Source organism: Acinetobacter sp. FY683 (assembly GCF_059515885.1).
In genome coordinates this window covers 1-16,952 of sequence record NZ_JCAKNA010000005.1, presented here as the reverse complement: position 1 = coordinate 16,952, position 16,952 = coordinate 1, and the positions used below count along the sequence as shown (strand labels likewise).

The 16,952-nt window shown below is 34.9% G+C and carries 17 protein-coding genes; 9 read left to right on the top strand and 8 right to left on the bottom strand.

The window, feature by feature from the left end; translation table 11 throughout:
* The first annotated feature begins 17 nt into the window (after positions 1-17).
* From AC5YDH_RS03750 to AC5YDH_RS03715, 8 genes are read left to right on the top strand one after another with little or no spacing between them, the layout of a single operon-like run.
* A complete protein-coding gene (locus tag AC5YDH_RS03750; RefSeq protein WP_496116959.1) occupies positions 18-374 on the top strand; it encodes a contractile injection system sheath initiator in 357 nt (118 codons plus the stop codon).
* Complete coding sequence (locus AC5YDH_RS03745; RefSeq protein ID WP_496116958.1) at positions 371-1,552, top strand: baseplate J/gp47 family protein; 1,182 nt, start codon at positions 371-373, stop codon at positions 1,550-1,552. Before AC5YDH_RS03750 ends, AC5YDH_RS03745 begins: the two co-directional genes overlap by 4 nt.
* The gene (locus AC5YDH_RS03740; RefSeq protein WP_496116957.1) at positions 1,545-2,138 is read left to right on the top strand and encodes a baseplate wedge 1 family protein; all 594 of its coding nucleotides are present in this window, start codon (positions 1,545-1,547) and stop codon (positions 2,136-2,138) included. The genes AC5YDH_RS03745 and AC5YDH_RS03740 overlap by 8 nt, the downstream gene beginning before the upstream one ends.
* 2 nt (positions 2,139-2,140) lie before the next feature.
* Positions 2,141-3,001, top strand: coding sequence for a hypothetical protein (locus tag AC5YDH_RS03735; protein ID WP_496116956.1), 861 nt, complete (start codon positions 2,141-2,143; stop codon positions 2,999-3,001).
* Positions 3,001-3,465, top strand: a complete 465-nt coding sequence (locus AC5YDH_RS03730; protein ID WP_496116955.1) for a hypothetical protein — start codon at positions 3,001-3,003, stop codon at positions 3,463-3,465. Before AC5YDH_RS03735 ends, AC5YDH_RS03730 begins: the two co-directional genes overlap by 1 nt.
* Before the next feature lie 49 nt (positions 3,466-3,514).
* The gene (locus AC5YDH_RS03725) at positions 3,515-3,778 is read left to right on the top strand and encodes a hypothetical protein (RefSeq protein ID WP_496116954.1); all 264 of its coding nucleotides are present in this window, start codon (positions 3,515-3,517) and stop codon (positions 3,776-3,778) included.
* The gene (locus AC5YDH_RS03720) at positions 3,762-4,307 is read left to right on the top strand and encodes a glycoside hydrolase family protein (RefSeq protein WP_496116953.1); all 546 of its coding nucleotides are present in this window, start codon (positions 3,762-3,764) and stop codon (positions 4,305-4,307) included. Before AC5YDH_RS03725 ends, AC5YDH_RS03720 begins: the two co-directional genes overlap by 17 nt.
* A complete protein-coding gene (locus tag AC5YDH_RS03715) occupies positions 4,304-4,813 on the top strand; it encodes a hypothetical protein (RefSeq protein ID WP_496116952.1) in 510 nt (169 codons plus the stop codon). The genes AC5YDH_RS03720 and AC5YDH_RS03715 overlap by 4 nt, the downstream gene beginning before the upstream one ends.
* A 367-nt stretch (positions 4,814-5,180) precedes the next feature.
* Here AC5YDH_RS03715 and lpxO read toward each other — a convergent pair whose 3' ends face one another.
* The 6 genes from lpxO to AC5YDH_RS03685 all read right to left on the bottom strand — a co-directional run bounded on the left by lpxO (position 5,181) and on the right by AC5YDH_RS03685 (position 12,041).
* Positions 5,181-6,086, bottom strand: coding sequence for a lipid A hydroxylase LpxO (gene lpxO / locus AC5YDH_RS03710; protein ID WP_496116951.1), 906 nt, complete (start codon positions 6,084-6,086; stop codon positions 5,181-5,183).
* A 336-nt stretch (positions 6,087-6,422) separates the two neighbouring features.
* Positions 6,423-7,079 (bottom strand): PqiC family protein, encoded by a 657-nt coding sequence (locus AC5YDH_RS03705; protein ID WP_496116950.1) that lies wholly within the window; start codon positions 7,077-7,079, stop codon positions 6,423-6,425.
* A gap of 91 nt (positions 7,080-7,170) precedes the next feature.
* Positions 7,171-8,835, bottom strand: a complete 1,665-nt coding sequence (locus tag AC5YDH_RS03700; RefSeq protein ID WP_496116949.1) for a PqiB family protein — start codon at positions 8,833-8,835, stop codon at positions 7,171-7,173.
* Positions 8,836-8,919: 84 nt separating this feature from the next.
* Positions 8,920-9,624 carry a paraquat-inducible protein A gene (locus tag AC5YDH_RS03695; RefSeq protein ID WP_496116948.1) on the bottom strand — a complete coding sequence of 235 codons (705 nt, stop codon included), beginning with the start codon at positions 9,622-9,624 and terminating at the stop codon, positions 8,920-8,922.
* Positions 9,621-10,289, bottom strand: coding sequence for a paraquat-inducible protein A (locus tag AC5YDH_RS03690; protein WP_496116947.1), 669 nt, complete (start codon positions 10,287-10,289; stop codon positions 9,621-9,623). The genes AC5YDH_RS03695 and AC5YDH_RS03690 overlap by 4 nt, the downstream gene beginning before the upstream one ends.
* Before the next feature lie 246 nt (positions 10,290-10,535).
* Positions 10,536-12,041, bottom strand: coding sequence for a phospholipase D family protein (locus tag AC5YDH_RS03685; protein ID WP_496116946.1), 1,506 nt, complete (start codon positions 12,039-12,041; stop codon positions 10,536-10,538).
* A gap of 416 nt (positions 12,042-12,457) precedes the next feature.
* Between AC5YDH_RS03685 and AC5YDH_RS03680 the strand changes: the two genes are divergently transcribed.
* Positions 12,458-13,918 (top strand): basic amino acid/polyamine antiporter, encoded by a 1,461-nt coding sequence (locus AC5YDH_RS03680; RefSeq protein WP_496116945.1) that lies wholly within the window; start codon positions 12,458-12,460, stop codon positions 13,916-13,918.
* A gap of 83 nt (positions 13,919-14,001) precedes the next feature.
* Here the strand turns inward: AC5YDH_RS03680 and AC5YDH_RS03675 are convergent, their stop codons facing one another.
* A complete protein-coding gene (locus tag AC5YDH_RS03675) occupies positions 14,002-15,027 on the bottom strand; it encodes a FomA family porin-like outer membrane protein (protein ID WP_496116944.1) in 1,026 nt (341 codons plus the stop codon).
* A gap of 56 nt (positions 15,028-15,083) precedes the next feature.
* Positions 15,084-16,583, bottom strand: a complete 1,500-nt coding sequence (locus AC5YDH_RS03670) for a basic amino acid/polyamine antiporter (protein WP_496116943.1) — start codon at positions 16,581-16,583, stop codon at positions 15,084-15,086.
* Positions 16,584-16,952 lie beyond the last annotated feature (369 nt).

Here is a 16,952-nt window from a genome sequence, read left to right as displayed (position 1 = left end):
CGAAAGATGGTTTTTTTATGCGATATAGAAAACATGATGAGAATAACGATTACAGCTTTGGTAATAATTTAAATGATTTTCATATCAATAATGTTGAAGCTGTAGCACAAGCAATAGATACACGCTTGCAACTTTGGCTTGGTGAATGGTTTGCAGATAAAAGCGAGGGTACTGGATGGTCGCAAGCTGTATTAGGTAAGCGATCTTCAAACCTTTACGAACTCACAATAAGGCAACGAGTGCTTGAGACACAAGGTGTTTTAAGTATTGAAAACTTTAGCAGTCAACTTGATTCCAGCAAGCGAAAACTTCAAGCAAGTATGGCTGTAAACACAATATATGGGCAGGCAGATATTACAGGGGACTATGAATGACACTTACAACAATAGCGCCCATCGTGAATGAAAATGGCGTGACGGCACCAACGTATGACCAGATCATTGCATATTTAAAAGATAAGTATCGCGCTATTTATGGTGATGATGTTTACTTGGAAGCTGATAGCTTAGATGGTCAATTCCTTGGTGTTTTAGCTTTAGAGTTTGCAAATGTTGGTTCAGCATGTGTGCAGGTTTATAACTCATTTAACCCCAAAACAGCACTAAAAGATGCACTTGTACGGAATGTGAAAATTAACGGCATTAAGCAATCGTTAGCGACATTTTCAACCGCAGATTTGTTAGTTACGGGTACACCAGGCACAGCAATTCGTAACGGTATTGCATCTGATAAAAGCGGAAGTAAGTGGAATTTACCAGCTTTGGTGACAATACCATCAGATGGTCAAATCACTGTTACAGCTAAGGCATCACAAGCAGGTGCAATATTTTCCCAAACAAATAGCATTACAACTATTACCACCCCAACTCGTGGCTGGTTGTTTGTTACAAATCCTGCATCATCTTCAATGGGTCAAGATATTGAAAGTGATACCAAGCTAAGACAGCGACAAGCACTATCAACGCAAAACGCTGCATCATCACAAACCGATGCATTATGTGGTGCAATTTTAGCTTTGGATAATGTCACTCGATGTAAAGCATTCGAGAATGATGAATCGCAAGTTGATGTAAATGGATTACAACCAAAATCAGTGTGTATTATTGTTTCAGGCGGAGATGCTCAAGAAATTGCAGAGTTAATGGCGGTTAAAAAAAATATGGGTTGTGCTTGGCATGGCAACACAAGCGTTACAGTTATTGGTCCGTATGGTGACTCAAAAATAGTTAAGTTGTATCGACCTGAAATTAAGCAGATTTCGTACCGTGTTGAGATACTTTCTACAGACTCTTATAGCTCCGATACTGGTTCAAAAATAGCAAGCAATCTTGCGTCATACACAAATGCATTAGATATTGGCGATAAAATTACGATTAACAAAATCATTGGTGTAGCCAATCTTTACGGATCAGAGGAAAGCACGTCTTATGAGATTGAAAGTATATCCATTGTTGTGGATGGTGTTCAGATTGCAGGTGATTACATATTGCCATTTGGATGTGTTGCATTCTCAGATGAAAGCTCGATTGCTATTGAGGTTGTAAATGGATGAGAAATCGGTCAACGACTACACAAAACTAATTACGAGTCAGCATCGGCATAAAGAAAAATTTATGAAAATGCTAGAAGAAGTAAGCTCACCAATGGTGGGCTTTTTTAATTTTCTAGCAACACTAAATTCCAAATACGATGTTGATAATGCGGATGATCCATACCTTGAAACACTAGCAAGATGGACAGGCACACCGCTAATGATTCCAGGTGCGGCAATCGAGGAATATTTTGGCTTCATTGATCAAGAAAACTCTCTGACATTTGGTGAGACGGATGATCCACTTGTGGGTGGTTTTTTTAGAGAGTCTGGACAAACAGGGGTAGGTGGTCTAATCCCAAAAGGGGAAATGCTCAGGCGTTTAATAAAAGCCAAGATACTAAAAAACAAAAGCACAGGATGTCTTATTGAAACAAAAGAAATTCTTAAACTTGTACTAAATCACGACCAATTCAAGGTGATTGATAACGAAGATATGACAGTTAGCTTTATTAATTTAGCTACGCAATTTACCAACACACACAAGATTTTAGTCCAATTATTTTTCCCGCTCCCATCGGGTGTGAAATTAATTATTGAGGAATAAGCATGCCTATTGAAAAGCTACAGGAATTTGCTCGGGATGGGCAAAAAAATACAGATGATTTAACACTTACAGATGGTTTTCCAGTCCTCTTAAAGCCAGCAAGACAGTGGTTCAATTGGTTATTTCATTCAATTACAAGCAAGATTAATGAAGTTATTGACTTAGACCCGATTGCTCGTAGTGAAATCATTGACAACTTAACAACGAATGATGAAACCAAGCCTTTATCTGCAAAACAGGGTAAAAAACTGCAAGATGAAAAAGCAGGGTTGTCCACAAGAAATACATATACAGAAAGTCAATGGATAGATAAAAGAGCTCTCTCAGAATTTGATTATCCATCATACCCGATTAGAGTCCGTGGAGCGTGGGGCGGTGGTATTGCGCTTGATGATCCAGGTGTTAGTGTGTTTGGCATTCAAAATAAAGGGAAGCGTCTAGTAATATCAATGGACGGTGTTGATCGCTGGGGGTTTAACGGTAATACAGGTGATGCTTATTCTCTCGGAAATTTAACAGCAGCTAACGTTTATTCTCAAAGTACGAATCTCGAATGGTTGTTTCAAAACACTTTTGGTATTTTTCAAAGCGTAAGATCAGTAACAACTGAAAGAGTACCAGGTGTTACGTACACCAATCCAACGAGTAGGCTTATATTCGTTTCTGTATCTTTTGGTGACACAGGTAACCAAAATGCGGAAGGCTTTGTCATTGTAAATGGTGTGAATTGGGGAGGCGGTAAATACGATGGCGGTGCAACAACAAGTTGTTTAACAGTTGTAGCTCCTGTTCCAGCGGGTGGGACATACCGCTTCGATGTCTACAGTGGTGGTTATATAACAATTGCTTCGGAGTTTGGTTAATGCAAAAGCTTATTAGAAATGATTTGTCAGAAATACGTTATTTTGATGATGGGGTTGTTGTTGGTGATTGGATTGATTTGAACGAATATCGCTTGATGTCAAAAGATGAAATTCTTCAAATTGAAACTCCTAAGCTATCGATTTTTCATACAGAATGGAACGGCACAGATTGGATTGACCCACGCTCTGAAGAAGAAAAACTTGCGTATAAACGTTCACAATATCCAAAACTCACACGTTATCAATTTATGCGTGGAATGCTTGAATATGGTTATAAATCATCAGACATTGAAGCCCAAATTATGTTAATTGATGATGAATACACACGTGAACTCACAATGCTTGGCTTTAAAGACGCTGGCTATTTTGATCGTAATGATCAAAGCATTGGCGTTATGCGTGACATGTTGAAAAGAACAGATTTAGAAATTGATGTGTTTTGGGAATTGTGTATGACTTTTTAACCACCCTGCAAATGCAGGGTTTTTTATTACCAAAAATTTAGGGGGCGCAATGTCGCATGCAACACAAGTAGCAGATGTTTCGGGACCGATAGCAACTACAGCAGGTACAGGCCTCACAATCGCATCATGGTTTGCTACATGGGATTGGGGGTTTTTAATCGGTGTTGGGATTGGTATAGCAGGTTTGCTTATTAGCTTAATGAACTTCCTTTCAAACCGTCAATTTCAAAAACGCAAAGATCAGCGTGAAGAAGCACTACATCAACTAGAAATGAAAAAATTAGAGGGTTTGTGCAATGCAAAACAAGACTAAATATTTCGTCATTGGATCAACACTAGCCGCCTCATTGGGCGGTTTTTTTATATCTGGTGTAAGTGAACAACAAGTTCAAGCCACTGCGGTAAAGGAGGGATTTACACCCAAACCAATCATTCCAGTAAAAGGTGATGTTCCCACAATCGGGAACGGTACCACGGTTTACCCAAATGGCATCAAAGTCAAAATGTCTGATCCTGCAATCACACGCAAACAGGCATTTGAATACCTGAAAGCTCATATAGATAAAGACGCGCAGCGATTTAATAAAACCATTTTAAACGTGCCAATTTCACAGACTGAATATGACGTTTACATGGATTTTACTTATCAGTACGGCACAGGTGCATGGTCTCAATCTTCAATGCTAAAGAACTTAAAAGCAGGGAAATACAAACAGGCTTGCGATTCATTACTTAAATATAAGTATGTTGCAAAGCGTGATTGCTCAATTCGATCTAACAACTGCTATGGGGTGTGGGCCCGACAAGTTGAACGACATAGTAAATGCATGGGGGCGCAATGAAACTATTTATTCAGAATTTTATCAATAAGTTTTATCAAGCAATCATTATTGCCTTGCTTGCCATAGTTTTAATTCTATCTATTTTTGGTGGCGTACAAACTTGGCGTGCATCGGCTTGGAAAACAGACTATCAATTACTTGATGCTAAATACAAAACAGAAGTTGCAGAAGCTCAGGCGGCAACTGAAAAAGCCAAAGCTGAAGCGCGTGAACAAGAGAAAATTTGGACAGAGCAATTACTTGAAGCGGAGAAATATTACAGTGAAAGTCTCAAGAACATCATTACTGATAGCAATAGCGCTAAGTCCACTATTGAGCGCATGTCAAAAAAAATCGATACAGCCACAAGTCGTATGTCCACAGCTACCAAAGAAACCATCATTGAGTACGCCAATACCAACAGTGACATACTCAAAGAGTGCATTGGAAAATATCAATACGTGGCAGAACAAGCTGACAAGCACGCAATTGATGCAAAACGATTGAGTGATGCTTGGCCTGAATAACCATAACGAGGAATATATCGATATGGTACCTTCATTAGTGAGGGTACCAAAATTAAATTTCCGAAATTTGTGGCGTGAATACGATTCCCTTATGCAAAAAATAAAAGGTGATTTTATTTGTTGCGTTACAGTTTGCGTTACATGAATTAATAACGGCATTTAACTTTATTAAAAACATATATTTATGATTTAAATTAGATGCACGCTGAGCGCACCATTTTTTTGTTTTACTTCATCTGATTAAATTTGCTCTTAAGCGAAAGATTTAAAAAATAATACTAAAAAAGCATGTGTAGTTTTAGCTACACATGCTTTTTTTAAGGCTTAAGTTTTATTTTTTATAGAAATAGTCAGTGAATACACTAAATTACAAAAAACTAGGGATAAAAATAAGAGCAAGAATAAGAGCAAACATAATCCATTTGTAAATGTAGTATTTAGTTCTATTCACAGCTTTAATTTTCCGTCCATATTGATGAATGGCGTAAAAATATTTGAAAATTTTATTAATAAAGCCTGTCTGGTCTTGATCGTTATTGGGCGAACGAGCTGCTGCCATAACATGACGACCAAACCAATAATTACATTGTTGTGCCCAAGCCCATTTCATTGGACGCTCAATATCACAAAATAAAATAATTCGAGTCTTATCAGTATCATTGTGAGCCCAATGTACAAAGGTTTCATCAAATAAGGTTGCTTCACCATCGCGCCAAGAGTAACGTTCTTGATCAACCTCAATAAAACAGCGGTCATCATTTGGGGTTACTAAGCCTAAATGGTAACGAACAGAACCAGCATACGGATCTCTATGTTTACCTAAATAGCTTCCTGACGGTAATTCAGCGAACATAGCCGCTTTTACTGATGGAATGCTTTCAAGTAATGCTGTTGTCTTTGGGCATAGTTGTTGTGCTGAAGGGTGGCTTTCTTGATACCATTTAAGATAAAAACGTTTCCATCCACGTTTAAAAAATGTATTGAAACCTGCATCATTATTTTGATCTGTTGCTTTAATTTGCGCCTGCAATTGAATTGCTTCTTCCCGAATTATTTGCCAATTATCTTTTAAAGGTTTTAGTTCAGGAAATGACTCAGTATCAAAAAACGGATGGTTTGGTAGTTTTGAAAACTTTGTCATAAAAATATTTATTGGTGCAAAAAAAGTTGAATGATCAAATAGTTGACGAGATATTTTTAACTTTTCTTTACCACGGTAATATGTGTATAAAAAACTAATAAAAAATATGGTAAGTATGGTGATTATATACATAGAGGTTTATTGTTGTTCAATTTAAGCCTATGCTAGCATGCCTTTTATTTCGCTTAAAGATTGAACTGTAAATAAGTTGTTATAAAGTATAATTTGTTGATATTTATTGTATTGAAATAATGAGATTGTCAAAATTAAGTAGTCAAACCTAATGTTATTTTTGCTATGCCTTTATATAGCACTAAAAACCATAGGATATGGGAATATTATACCTCTATTCGTCAATACGAATGAATAGGGGGAATCAGCTGTTTTAAGCAATTTAGGGGTAGGCTTCTTTATTCAAAAAATATATTGATTAAGAAGCCTAGTAGTTTTATGCGGTGGAATCAATATTCATGATGAACAAACAATCCCACTTATCTTCGGTGTTTTTTTTGCTTCTAAAGCGATGGTAGACATCGCAATTGCATCAACCACGCGATTTAATGAATCTTGATACGTTGCCACAATATTCACAAAATTTTGTGATTTCCCACTAACAGGACTACTGAAACTCATGTGGCAATTTAATTGTTGATTGTCACTGGAAGTCTCTGTGGATGATAGTGAGTTGGATACAGGTTCTTTGCGCTTAACAACCCATGCTGAAATGACTTCAATATGAGTTTTCTGATTCTGGGCATCTTCAACAATATCAAACCGAGAAAACTCAGGTGCAATTAGATACGATACCTTTCCACCAGTAAGTCCTGTGTTATAAACATCAATAGCACCAAGTTTTTGTTGTAATCCCGCAGATAGAACACTTTGTAGTTCATCATTTAAATTAGATGACCAACGTTGATTATCGAGTATGTAGGTTTTTCCATCATTTTTTTGTAGAACCATTAGTGGTGTATTTAAACGCTCAGGTAATGTGACAGGCATGACTTGAATTAATTTAACATTCGAGTTGAGCAATGGTGTCATTTGGGGGGTAAGGCTGTAAAAGTTAGGGTCGACGGAGCGACTGCATCCGCTTACCAACAAGACAACTCCAAGCCCGAGCATAGCTTTACTCAAAAATCGCAAGCTATTGGATTGATAAGCCTTTATATAAGTCTTAGCCTTTTTCTGAATATCTGTAGGATTAAAACAAAGCTTAATTTGCATTTTTTGGCTCCGATTTTTTACCACGAATGAGTGATTCAGGGTGTTGCTCAATATAGTCAGCCATAAGCTCTACAGATGATGCAGCACGTGTGATTTGCTGTACAGCACGACGTATATCTTGTTGCATTGGTGCATCGCTCGATAAAATAGATTCTGAAGAACGAAGTGTTTTCCGCAATTCATTTAATGTTGCCTGCATATCTGGTGCAACTTTGCCATCTAATTGATTGATTAATCTTTCTGTAGAGTTAATTGTTGCATTTAGACTTTGTAATGTTTTACGTACATCACTGCCAATTTCATTTAATGGGAATTTACTTAATTTATCTGCAATGACAGAAACTTGAGATTGAAGATTACTTAATTCAGGTGGCATAGTTGGCACTTCAGTTTTACCATTTTCAAGTAATTTTAATCCGACATATTTAGCGCTTGGGAATTGACCAAATGCGATATAGTTCTGACCAGTTAAAATATTTCCCGTACGAATTTGCGCACGCCATCCTTCTTGAATAAAGGATTTAAATATTTCGCCATGTGGATTTAATTCTTGACCATCTGCTAAGCGTGATGGATAAATCATGGCATCTACTCGCATGCGTATTTGTTTATGTTGATCTGTAAACTCTGCATTAATAGAAGTGACATCACCAATTTCAATACCCATAAAGTCAATTGGGGCGCCTGTACTTAAACCGCGTAGTGATTGATCAAAATACATCACAATTGGATAGCCTTTACCATCTGGATTTTTCAAAGCATCAGCTTGTGAATCCCATAATGTAAAGGTTTTTTTGTCTGTTGCGAGAGTTGTAGGAACGACACCTTTTGGATAACCAAAAGCGATTCCTCCAGCGGCAATACTTGCCAATGACTGTGTTTTTAAATTGAATCCAGAGGCATTTAGACTTACATCTATACCACTTGCTTGCCAGAAGCGTACATTTTTCGTCACAAATTTATCATAAGGAGCTTTTACAAAGATTTGTAATTCAACTTGTGTACCATCTTTGGAAAGTTGATATCCAGCTATTTGACCGACATTAATACGACGATAATAAATTGGTGAGCCAATATCGAGTGAACCTAAATCATTCGCGTTTAAGAAAAATGTCTTACCTGGTACATCAGAAGAAATGACAGGAGGGGATTCAAGCCCAACAAACTCTGTTTTGTGCTTATTTACCTTTCCACCTTCAACTTCAATATAAACACCAGAAAGTAGCGTATTAATGCCTGAAATACCATTTGTGCCTATTCGTGGGCGAACGACCCAAAATTTTGAATCTGTTGAGGCAAAATTTTGAGCATCTCTAGTTAACTCAATTTGAGCAATGACATGTGATAAATCTTTAGATAGTTTAATTTTACGGACTAAACCAATATTCACCTGACGAAACTGGACTGCAGTTTTACCTGCAACTAAGCCCTCTGCTGAACGAAATGAAACTTCAATGGTCGGTCCAATACTTAAATAAGCTTTAAGTGCTAATGAAAGTGCAACCAAAAGTGCAATAATTGGCACTAACCAAATCAATGAAATTTTCCATTTGCCTTTTTTCTTATTAGGTTTAGGCAAAATCTGATGCTCAGGATTTGTTGAATCCTGTGAATTTGAATCAGCATGTTCCGACGGTGTTATATTTTCAGACATATCATCCAATCTTCTCAAGTCAGTTTAATAAAAATTAGAATGCACAGTGTTTAATAGAACAAAATTCATGCACTTTTACTACTCTTAATCTGTTTTTTTATTCGCATAATAATTATCCCAAATTACGCGAGGTTCAAAACTTAAAGATGCTAACAAAGTTAAAACCACCACGGCTGCAAACGCGACAGCCCCTGGGCCTGCAAAAATAGTGGCAAGTGACTGTATTTGTATTAATGCCGTTAATAGCGCAACGACAAATACATCAATCATTGACCATCGACCTACAAGTTCTACGACACGATAAAGTTTGGCACATGTTGTAGGTGAAAATTGTAAATGTCGTTTTTTCTGTAAAAAAATGACAAAGATTAAAAAGTATAAAATGAGTAGCTTTAATAAGGGAATAAAAATACTGGCACAAAAAATAACAACTGCAACAAAATAGTCACCACTTTGCCAAAAATAAATCACTCCTGTGAGGATTGTATCTTTTTGAGTACCAAATAATGATTCTGTAATGGTCATTGGCAGAGCATTAGCTGGAATATATAAAATACTTGCAGCAATGGTCAATGCAAAAGTTTTCGAGAGACTATTTGGCTTGCGGTGATGCAGTTTAATGTTGCATCGCGTACATTTTTCTACTGCAGTATTATCTTTAGATGTTCGTGTATTTAAATGTCCACAACACGGGCAAATGAGTAAATTAAAGTCATCTGCTCGCGGATAAGTTATGTCATTAAGTTCTACGTTTTTTTCTTTTTGATGAGCGTTTATTTCATTGATCATTTCAATAAACTCCGATCAATTTCATCCCAAATATTTTGTAATTGTATTGAAGATATCATGACCATCAATACACTTAAAATAGCAAATGCCCATAATCCAATGCCTGGTACGACAACGACCATACCAACCAATTTAACCAAAGCTACAAGAACGCCAATAAGGAATACTTCAATCATTGCCCATGTTTTTAATAGATAAAGGAGTCGCATAGTTTGAACTAAAAATTTTGGTCGACGTTTTAAAGTGGAAACTGTATTTAAAACATACAACAACAAACAAATATTTAAGAGAGGAACAATAAATGTAGTTATCAAAATAAGAACACCAACAAAAGCTTTGTCTATTTTAAACATCGCAATTACTGCACCTAAAAGTGTTGTTTCAACACTAATTCCTTGAAGCTCAACCATCACAATAGGAAAGCTATTTGCGATGATAAAAACGATAAGTGCTGTTAATGTCAAAGCTAAAATATACGGTAGTGATTTGGCTTTTTGATATAATAATGCTCCACAGCATGGGCAATATGCAGTTTCGTTTTTGTCCAATGTTTCTTTAAGACTAATCGTATCGCATTGTTCACAACCCACCCAATTGTCAGGAATTTTTCCTTTCTGTTTTTTAGTGTGTGGCGATGCAGATTCGTTCATATTGTGCTTGTGCATTATTAAGGTAATCCATTTTATTTATTTAAAAATAAAATTTAAAATAGATTAATTGTGTCTAATTATTCCAACATCAAAAACTTACTTACTTTTATCATATTAAGACTTTGCTAAGTGAGTACTTGATCCCTTTTTATTTTAAAAAAGCTGTAAAACTCTAACTGAAATTAAGCTTAAATATTTTAGAAAAATATATCTTTACATAATAAAGATATATCACATAGCATCTTCAATAGGCTTAAGTTATTACATTATCCACTCTATTGGTAGGAGTGAGGTTACTTTAATCATGAATCTTTGAAATGAAGTTGTCTCTGGTTCATATTCATGAATTACCACGTTACCATCATCTTGATGTTCAACCCAAATAATTTTTCCATGTTCATTAAGTTTTAGTTCATAAGCGATACGCGGTAATAATTGAGTTAATGATTCATGAATGTCTTGTTGTAAGCTTTCAGATTCAATAACTAAACCAACCTCGGTATTTAAAGATGTTGATCTTGGGTCGAAATTAAATGATCCGATAAAGACTTTATGATCAATATAAAAAAACTTGGCATGTAAACAAGAGCTATTTTTGTTTTTAGCAGGAATGACATTGCCAGTGATCACTTCATACCATGTCCGCTTTTTTTGTTGAATAAAGGGTTTTAACTCGTAAAGTTTGATATTGGAAGTTAAAAGTTTCTTTCTATATTTTTGATAAAAAGCATGCACAATGGGAACATTATTGGCTACATATGAATTGGTAAGAATACGAACACTAGCTTGTGATTCTTTAATATTCGTTAATTGATTTACACCGAAGTTAGTTGGAATGAAATATGCTGAAACGAGTTGGAAATGCTGTTTTGGCATGCCCATCATATTTACAAATTTTGTAAATAAAAGATCCTCTTTTTTTGCTTTATTTCGAGTTTTGTCGGGAGTGTCACCAATAAAATGAGCTTTAGCCCAACGGATGGGGTGTTTGGCTAAATGATATTCTCTAAGTAATTTTTCAGCATGAAAGAGTTTTTCTTTATCTGATGTTTTTACGAGACTTTCTTGCTCATATCTAATATTTAATTGTTGTAGACCAATTACTGAGCCTGATTTTAAATATTTTTCAACGGGGCAACTTAACTCATCGTTCCAGAAGTTTAGAAATAATTGATTAGCATCTGTAACTGTAGAGCCATAAAATAAAACATCGAAATCAGTAAATTCAGATTTATCACTCGCATCAAAATACTGACGGCTAATATTTCGTCCACCTGTAACAGCAATCTCACCATCTACAATAATAAGTTTATTGTGCATACGACGGTTTACTTGAAGTGCCCGATATAGGAAGTCTATTGTGCGTACTTTTCTGAATTTATAGGGATTATAAAATTTGATAGAAAAATTTGGGTGGGTAACCAGTTGTTCTAAACTAGAATCAAGTTGAGTACCGTTTTGATCATCGATTAGTAGTCGAATGTGTATCCCACGATTAGCGGCTTTAAGAAGCTCAGAAAGAAGTAAGTGTCCAAGCTCATCGTCTGCCCAAATATAATATTGCAAATCAATGTAATGTTGAGCTTTAGAAATCAAATGTAATCGAGTCGCAATACTTAAAAAAGCGTCATCTAAAGGTAAAAATGCAGTTAAGCCTTGTGCGATTTTATTATCAATATCTGGTTCAGAAGGAAACCAATAGTTAGGCTCAGAGGGAGAGTTTAAGATCTCTGGGCTATTTTTGTGTTTGTTTGCCTGATCTACCATGAATATTATAATCCTGTGGAAATATAGTGCATATTTATAATTATAAAATCATTTTCTTATTTAAAAAAGATTTATTTTGAACTGTGCTAAATTTGTTGATGTGTTATTTTGAAATAAATTAATTATTTAGATATTCTTTATTGATGTTTGATTTAATTTTAACGTAAGAAAAATTTTTTAAATTAAATTTAATAAGTTTTTTTTGTGTAATAAAGGGTGTTAGTCATTAAAAAAATAAATGGAGTTTTTTGATTTATTGTGGTGCTTAAGTTGTTATATTTTATGCAAATTAAATTCATTAATTTCTGAAAAAGATTTATTTTATTTTTATGGGTTCGCTAATTTCATTGATGAGTGCTAATATTAATAAGTCATATAAAAATTAGATAAAAAGAGAATTAAAGGAGAGGCAGGCAATGTCTGATAAAGATTCTGAGAGTAGAAAAAAATTAGGGTTAGTAGCTTTAACTGCAATTGTCGTCAGTTCTATGATTGGAAGTGGAGTAGACGGTTTACCTCAAAATATGGCTGCTAACTCTGCTTTAGCACCTGTTCTTATTGCGTGGTTAATTTGTGGGTTTGGTATGTTCTTCATTGCAAGAACATTTATGACTTTATCAAACGTAAGATCGGATTTACCCTCTGGTATTTATATGTATGCACGTGAGGGATTTGGACCCTTTACCGCATTTATGTCAGGTTGGGGATATTGGTTTATGACCATGTTTAGTAATGTGGCATTTGCTATTATGGTGATGGACGTATTAAATTATTTTTTACCTGGTGATTTTAAGGGTGGAAACAATATTCCATCTTTAATTGGTGCTTCAATATTAATTTGGGGGTTTAACTTTTTAGTATTGTCGGGTACTAAAGTTGCTGGATCAATTAACTTGGTTGGCACATTTGCAAAAATGATTCCACTAGTTATCTTTGTTTTTTTCGTGCTTTTTTCATTAAGTTGGACACAGTTTACAACAAATATCTGGGGAGCAGAGACGGTCGATGGCTCAAGGCAATTGGGACCTATTGTAAAACAAGTCATTGAACCGCTAGATGTCGCATTGTGGTGTTTTATTGGTGTAGAAAGTGCCGTAGCATTATCAGATCGAGCGAAAAATAAAAAGGATATTAGTAAAGCCACTTTTATTGGTTTTATGATTTCTTTAAGTATTTGTATCTTAGTTTCTATATTACCATTTGGTGTTTTGTCACAGCATGTATTAAGTCAAATTGCCACACCCTCGACAGCAGGGGTATTGAAGTCTATCACGGGTGATTGGGGAGAATGGCTCATTAATATTGGGGTTCTTGTTTCAATTTTAGCAAGTTGGTTGGCATGGACGATGATTTGTGCTGAAGTACCAATGATTGCGGCTAAGGACGGAACATTTCCAAAATCATTTGCAAAGAAAAATGAAAATGAAGCTGCTTCTGTATCGTTATGGGTGAGCAGTTTTATTATGCAGGCTGTGGTATTACTGATTTATTTTTCAAAAAATGCTTGGTTAACTTTATTGGCAATTTCTGCAATTACTGTTTTGCCTGCTTATTTTGCATCGGCTGCATACTTATTCAAAATGAGTGTACATCCTACGTTAGCAAATAAATATTTTACAACAGGTAGAATTATCGCAATTATCACAAGTGTAATTAGTATAGTTTTTTGTGGATTTATGCTGTATGCCAGTGATATTCGTTATGTTGCATTAACACCATTATTACTTACTCTTGGTTTACCTTTGTTTATATGGGCTAAGAAAGCACAATCTAATAAACAGATATTCACAACATTTGAAAAATATAGTGTTGGAGTATTATTAATTTTGGATGTGGTGGTTTTGTCATTATTTTTTAAAGGGATATTGGTGATTTAGTTTTTTGATTTTAGATAAGTAATAAAATATCAGGTAATACTATTTTATTACCTGATATTTTTTTGGGAATTAATAATATTTTTTTAAAAATTATGGGTAATACCAAAACCACCTTGGGGTTGAAATTTCCAACCTTTTTCATTATCTCCCCACATTTGATTTGAATATTTTGTTTGAACAAACATATTGAGAGATAAGTTTTTTGATACTTCATAATTGAATTCAATTTGAGGTAATGCAAAAAAAGTAAAAGTATTATGATAAGTACCATTTAAAATGGTCGGGCTTAACCATTCATACATTTCTTCACCCACAAGAAAAGGTTGAACAGTAGTATGTTTATTAGAAGAAATCCAAGGATCAAATCCTGTTATGAAATTAAAGTCTAATGATGCTTTATCATTAAATTTATAAATTTCTTTTCCATAATCTAAATATGAAATAATCATAAAATAATTTGCTGTTTCATTTTTATCATTAGGGTTGGTAACAAAAGAATTACCCTGATTCCAACTGCGAATACCATAGGCATTAAATGCCCATGAAAGATTAGAGGTAAATTGTGTGTCGGTTTGTAGGCTTAAAACAGCAGTATTGGTGTGACCTGATGGACCAGTTGTATTCCAGCCGTAGTAATACATTGGCATTATTGCCAATTGAGTCATATTGAAATATTTCTTTTTAGGAATATAGTCTGAAAAATCAAAGCTAGTTTGTGCCATGATAAATGTTTGGTCAATATGATCATAATCATTTTCATATTTAGCTGTTAATGTTGTTGACCAGTTCACTTTGGAATTACTCAAAGTTCCATAATTATTGGTTAAGCTAAGTTCTGGAGCACTGTAACTATTATCTTGCTGGTTTGTAGCTCCTGTATAATTGTACATATTCCATGTTCTATCCCACTCTAATTGTATATTCCATTTTGGAGCAAAGTTATAGCTGAGGGTGATAGAAGGGTGTGATGTCGCGGTTTTGTAAGAACCGGCGTTTCCGTAGAAGGTTTGGGTGTAATTTACAGAACCATTTTTAACAAATTCTTCAGCAGATATATGGCATGTAAATCCAATGATACATGTAGCTACTACAATATTTCTTATTTTCATATGATTGTCCTTTGAATATAAGTTGCCTTGATATAAATCAAGGCAACTAAAATCAATTATTTAAAAATATCTGTCGTGAAAAATAATAGTAAAATAAGTAAATCTAGTCCGAGTAAAATCAATAAATACCATTTTTCTCGACTATTAAATATTGGTTGACCATCATGCTTTTCTTTTCTAGACCATATATATACTGGTAGACCACAAGTCAGTAATACTGGAATTAAAGCAACATATTTAAAGTCACTAGCATATAAAATAAATGCACAGAATAAAGCACCTAGAATTCCGCTCCATAGTGCAAGTTTTTTACCTGATTGAGCGTATTGATCATACTGTTTATTTAGGCAAATTTTTGCCATGAATAATGTTGTTGTGAAATAAGCGGGTACTACCATTAACGCACTAATGTTGTACATCGTTTCCCAAGCGTTATTTGAAAAATAAACCAATAACATTGCTGCTTGCATAACAAAACTACTGACCCATAACGATACAGATGCAGCATGTTTTTTATTGGTTTTAGCAAATGCTTTTGGAAATGCGCCATTTTGACCTGCTGCCATTGGAATTTCAGCACAAAGCATTGTCCATGCTAACCAGCCTGCTAATACAGAGATGATAAGCCCAACACTCATGAGCCAGTTGCCCCAGTCACCAACTAGAGATTGTAAAACACCTGCAGTTGAAGGGTTAGCTACTTGAGCTAGTTCTGTTTGAGGCATAGCGCCAAAAGGTAATAATGAAAGTAAAATATAAATAATTAATGCAAGGATAAATCCGATTAAAGTTGCTTTACCTACATCCGATTTTTTCTTTGCTCTGCCTGAAAGTACAACGGCGCCTTCAACACCAATAAATGCCCAAAGTGTAACGGTCATTGGTGCAAGAATTTGTGTCATTAGTGATACAGGTGTGGAATCTGTACTGCTAACTGTAATAGCAGGATCAGTTCCCCAGAAGTTATTAAATAATTGTGTGTAGTTAATCAGGAATCCTAAAATTAGGACGAAAAGAATTAAAGGAACTAATTTAGCAATTGTACCAATGGTATTAATTGCACCTGCAACGCGAGTACCTGAAAGTACTAAAAAGTTATAACCCCAAATAAGAACTGAACCACAAATAATGGAGGTTAGGTTATTACCTCCTGTAAAGACACCAGGGAAAAACTCATTAAATGCATCCATTAAAATAATTGCAAATGCGACGTTTCCGAAGCAGGTCATTAACCAATAACCCCAAGCAACGTTAAACCCAATAAATGAACCAAATCCTTCTTGAGCATACATATAAACACCAGCTTGTAAATCAGGTCTTAAATCTGATAACAAGCGGAATGAGTTAGCAATAAAATATATGCCAATGCCTGCAATTAACCACGCGATAATGACTGGACCAACAGCAGATGATTCTGCAGTATTTTGTGGCAAGCTAAATACCCCACCACCGAGCATTGAACCAACTACAATTGCGATTAATGCTAATAAACCAAGCTTTGCACTATTATTTGAATCACCATTATTGGCTGAGACTATTTTTGTTTCATTACTCATTCTAAACTCCTTATTCTGGTTTAGTATTTGGGTTTTAATGTGATATTTAGTTTGTAGCTAGTATTTATTTGTTATGTTTCTTGTAGATGATTTTTTAGGATTAAAATATATTGTGTGGTCAAACACGTTAATCATAAAAAATATATGAACATTGGCTTTTAAATCTAGAAAAATATTTTATCAGCATTATATATTCATAATTTTAAAGCCTTTTGTAATGTGAATTTAGTAAATCATAAGGCGGTATAGTGATAGTAATTTTTTGTATTATTTTTAACATAATAGTGTGTTGAGAATGGTCACAAAGCATCAATGTGCTTTTGGTTTTTTTAATGTGATATGTCTTATATATTATTGATATTAAAAAAT

Coding starts and splice junctions, on each gene's coding strand:
- AC5YDH_RS03715 (WP_496116952.1), top strand. CDS start 4,304: ATGAAACTATTTATTCAGAATTTTATCAATAAGTTTTATCAAGCAATC.
- AC5YDH_RS03695 (WP_496116948.1), bottom strand. CDS start 9,624: ATGATCAATGAAATAAACGCTCATCAAAAAGAAAAAAACGTAGAACTT.
- AC5YDH_RS03705 (WP_496116950.1), bottom strand. CDS start 7,079: ATGCTCGGGCTTGGAGTTGTCTTGTTGGTAAGCGGATGCAGTCGCTCC.
- AC5YDH_RS03700 (WP_496116949.1), bottom strand. CDS start 8,835: ATGTCTGAAAATATAACACCGTCGGAACATGCTGATTCAAATTCACAG.
- AC5YDH_RS03685 (WP_496116946.1), bottom strand. CDS start 12,041: ATGGTAGATCAGGCAAACAAACACAAAAATAGCCCAGAGATCTTAAAC.
- lpxO (WP_496116951.1), bottom strand. CDS start 6,086: ATGTATATAATCACCATACTTACCATATTTTTTATTAGTTTTTTATAC.
- AC5YDH_RS03670 (WP_496116943.1), bottom strand. CDS start 16,583: ATGAGTAATGAAACAAAAATAGTCTCAGCCAATAATGGTGATTCAAAT.
- AC5YDH_RS03690 (WP_496116947.1), bottom strand. CDS start 10,289: ATGCACAAGCACAATATGAACGAATCTGCATCGCCACACACTAAAAAA.
- AC5YDH_RS03680 (WP_496116945.1), top strand. CDS start 12,458: ATGTCTGATAAAGATTCTGAGAGTAGAAAAAAATTAGGGTTAGTAGCT.
- AC5YDH_RS03725 (WP_496116954.1), top strand. CDS start 3,515: ATGTCGCATGCAACACAAGTAGCAGATGTTTCGGGACCGATAGCAACT.
- AC5YDH_RS03740 (WP_496116957.1), top strand. CDS start 1,545: ATGGATGAGAAATCGGTCAACGACTACACAAAACTAATTACGAGTCAG.
- AC5YDH_RS03750 (WP_496116959.1), top strand. CDS start 18: ATGCGATATAGAAAACATGATGAGAATAACGATTACAGCTTTGGTAAT.
- AC5YDH_RS03735 (WP_496116956.1), top strand. CDS start 2,141: ATGCCTATTGAAAAGCTACAGGAATTTGCTCGGGATGGGCAAAAAAAT.
- AC5YDH_RS03745 (WP_496116958.1), top strand. CDS start 371: ATGACACTTACAACAATAGCGCCCATCGTGAATGAAAATGGCGTGACG.
- AC5YDH_RS03730 (WP_496116955.1), top strand. CDS start 3,001: ATGCAAAAGCTTATTAGAAATGATTTGTCAGAAATACGTTATTTTGAT.
- AC5YDH_RS03675 (WP_496116944.1), bottom strand. CDS start 15,027: ATGAAAATAAGAAATATTGTAGTAGCTACATGTATCATTGGATTTACA.
- AC5YDH_RS03720 (WP_496116953.1), top strand. CDS start 3,762: ATGCAAAACAAGACTAAATATTTCGTCATTGGATCAACACTAGCCGCC.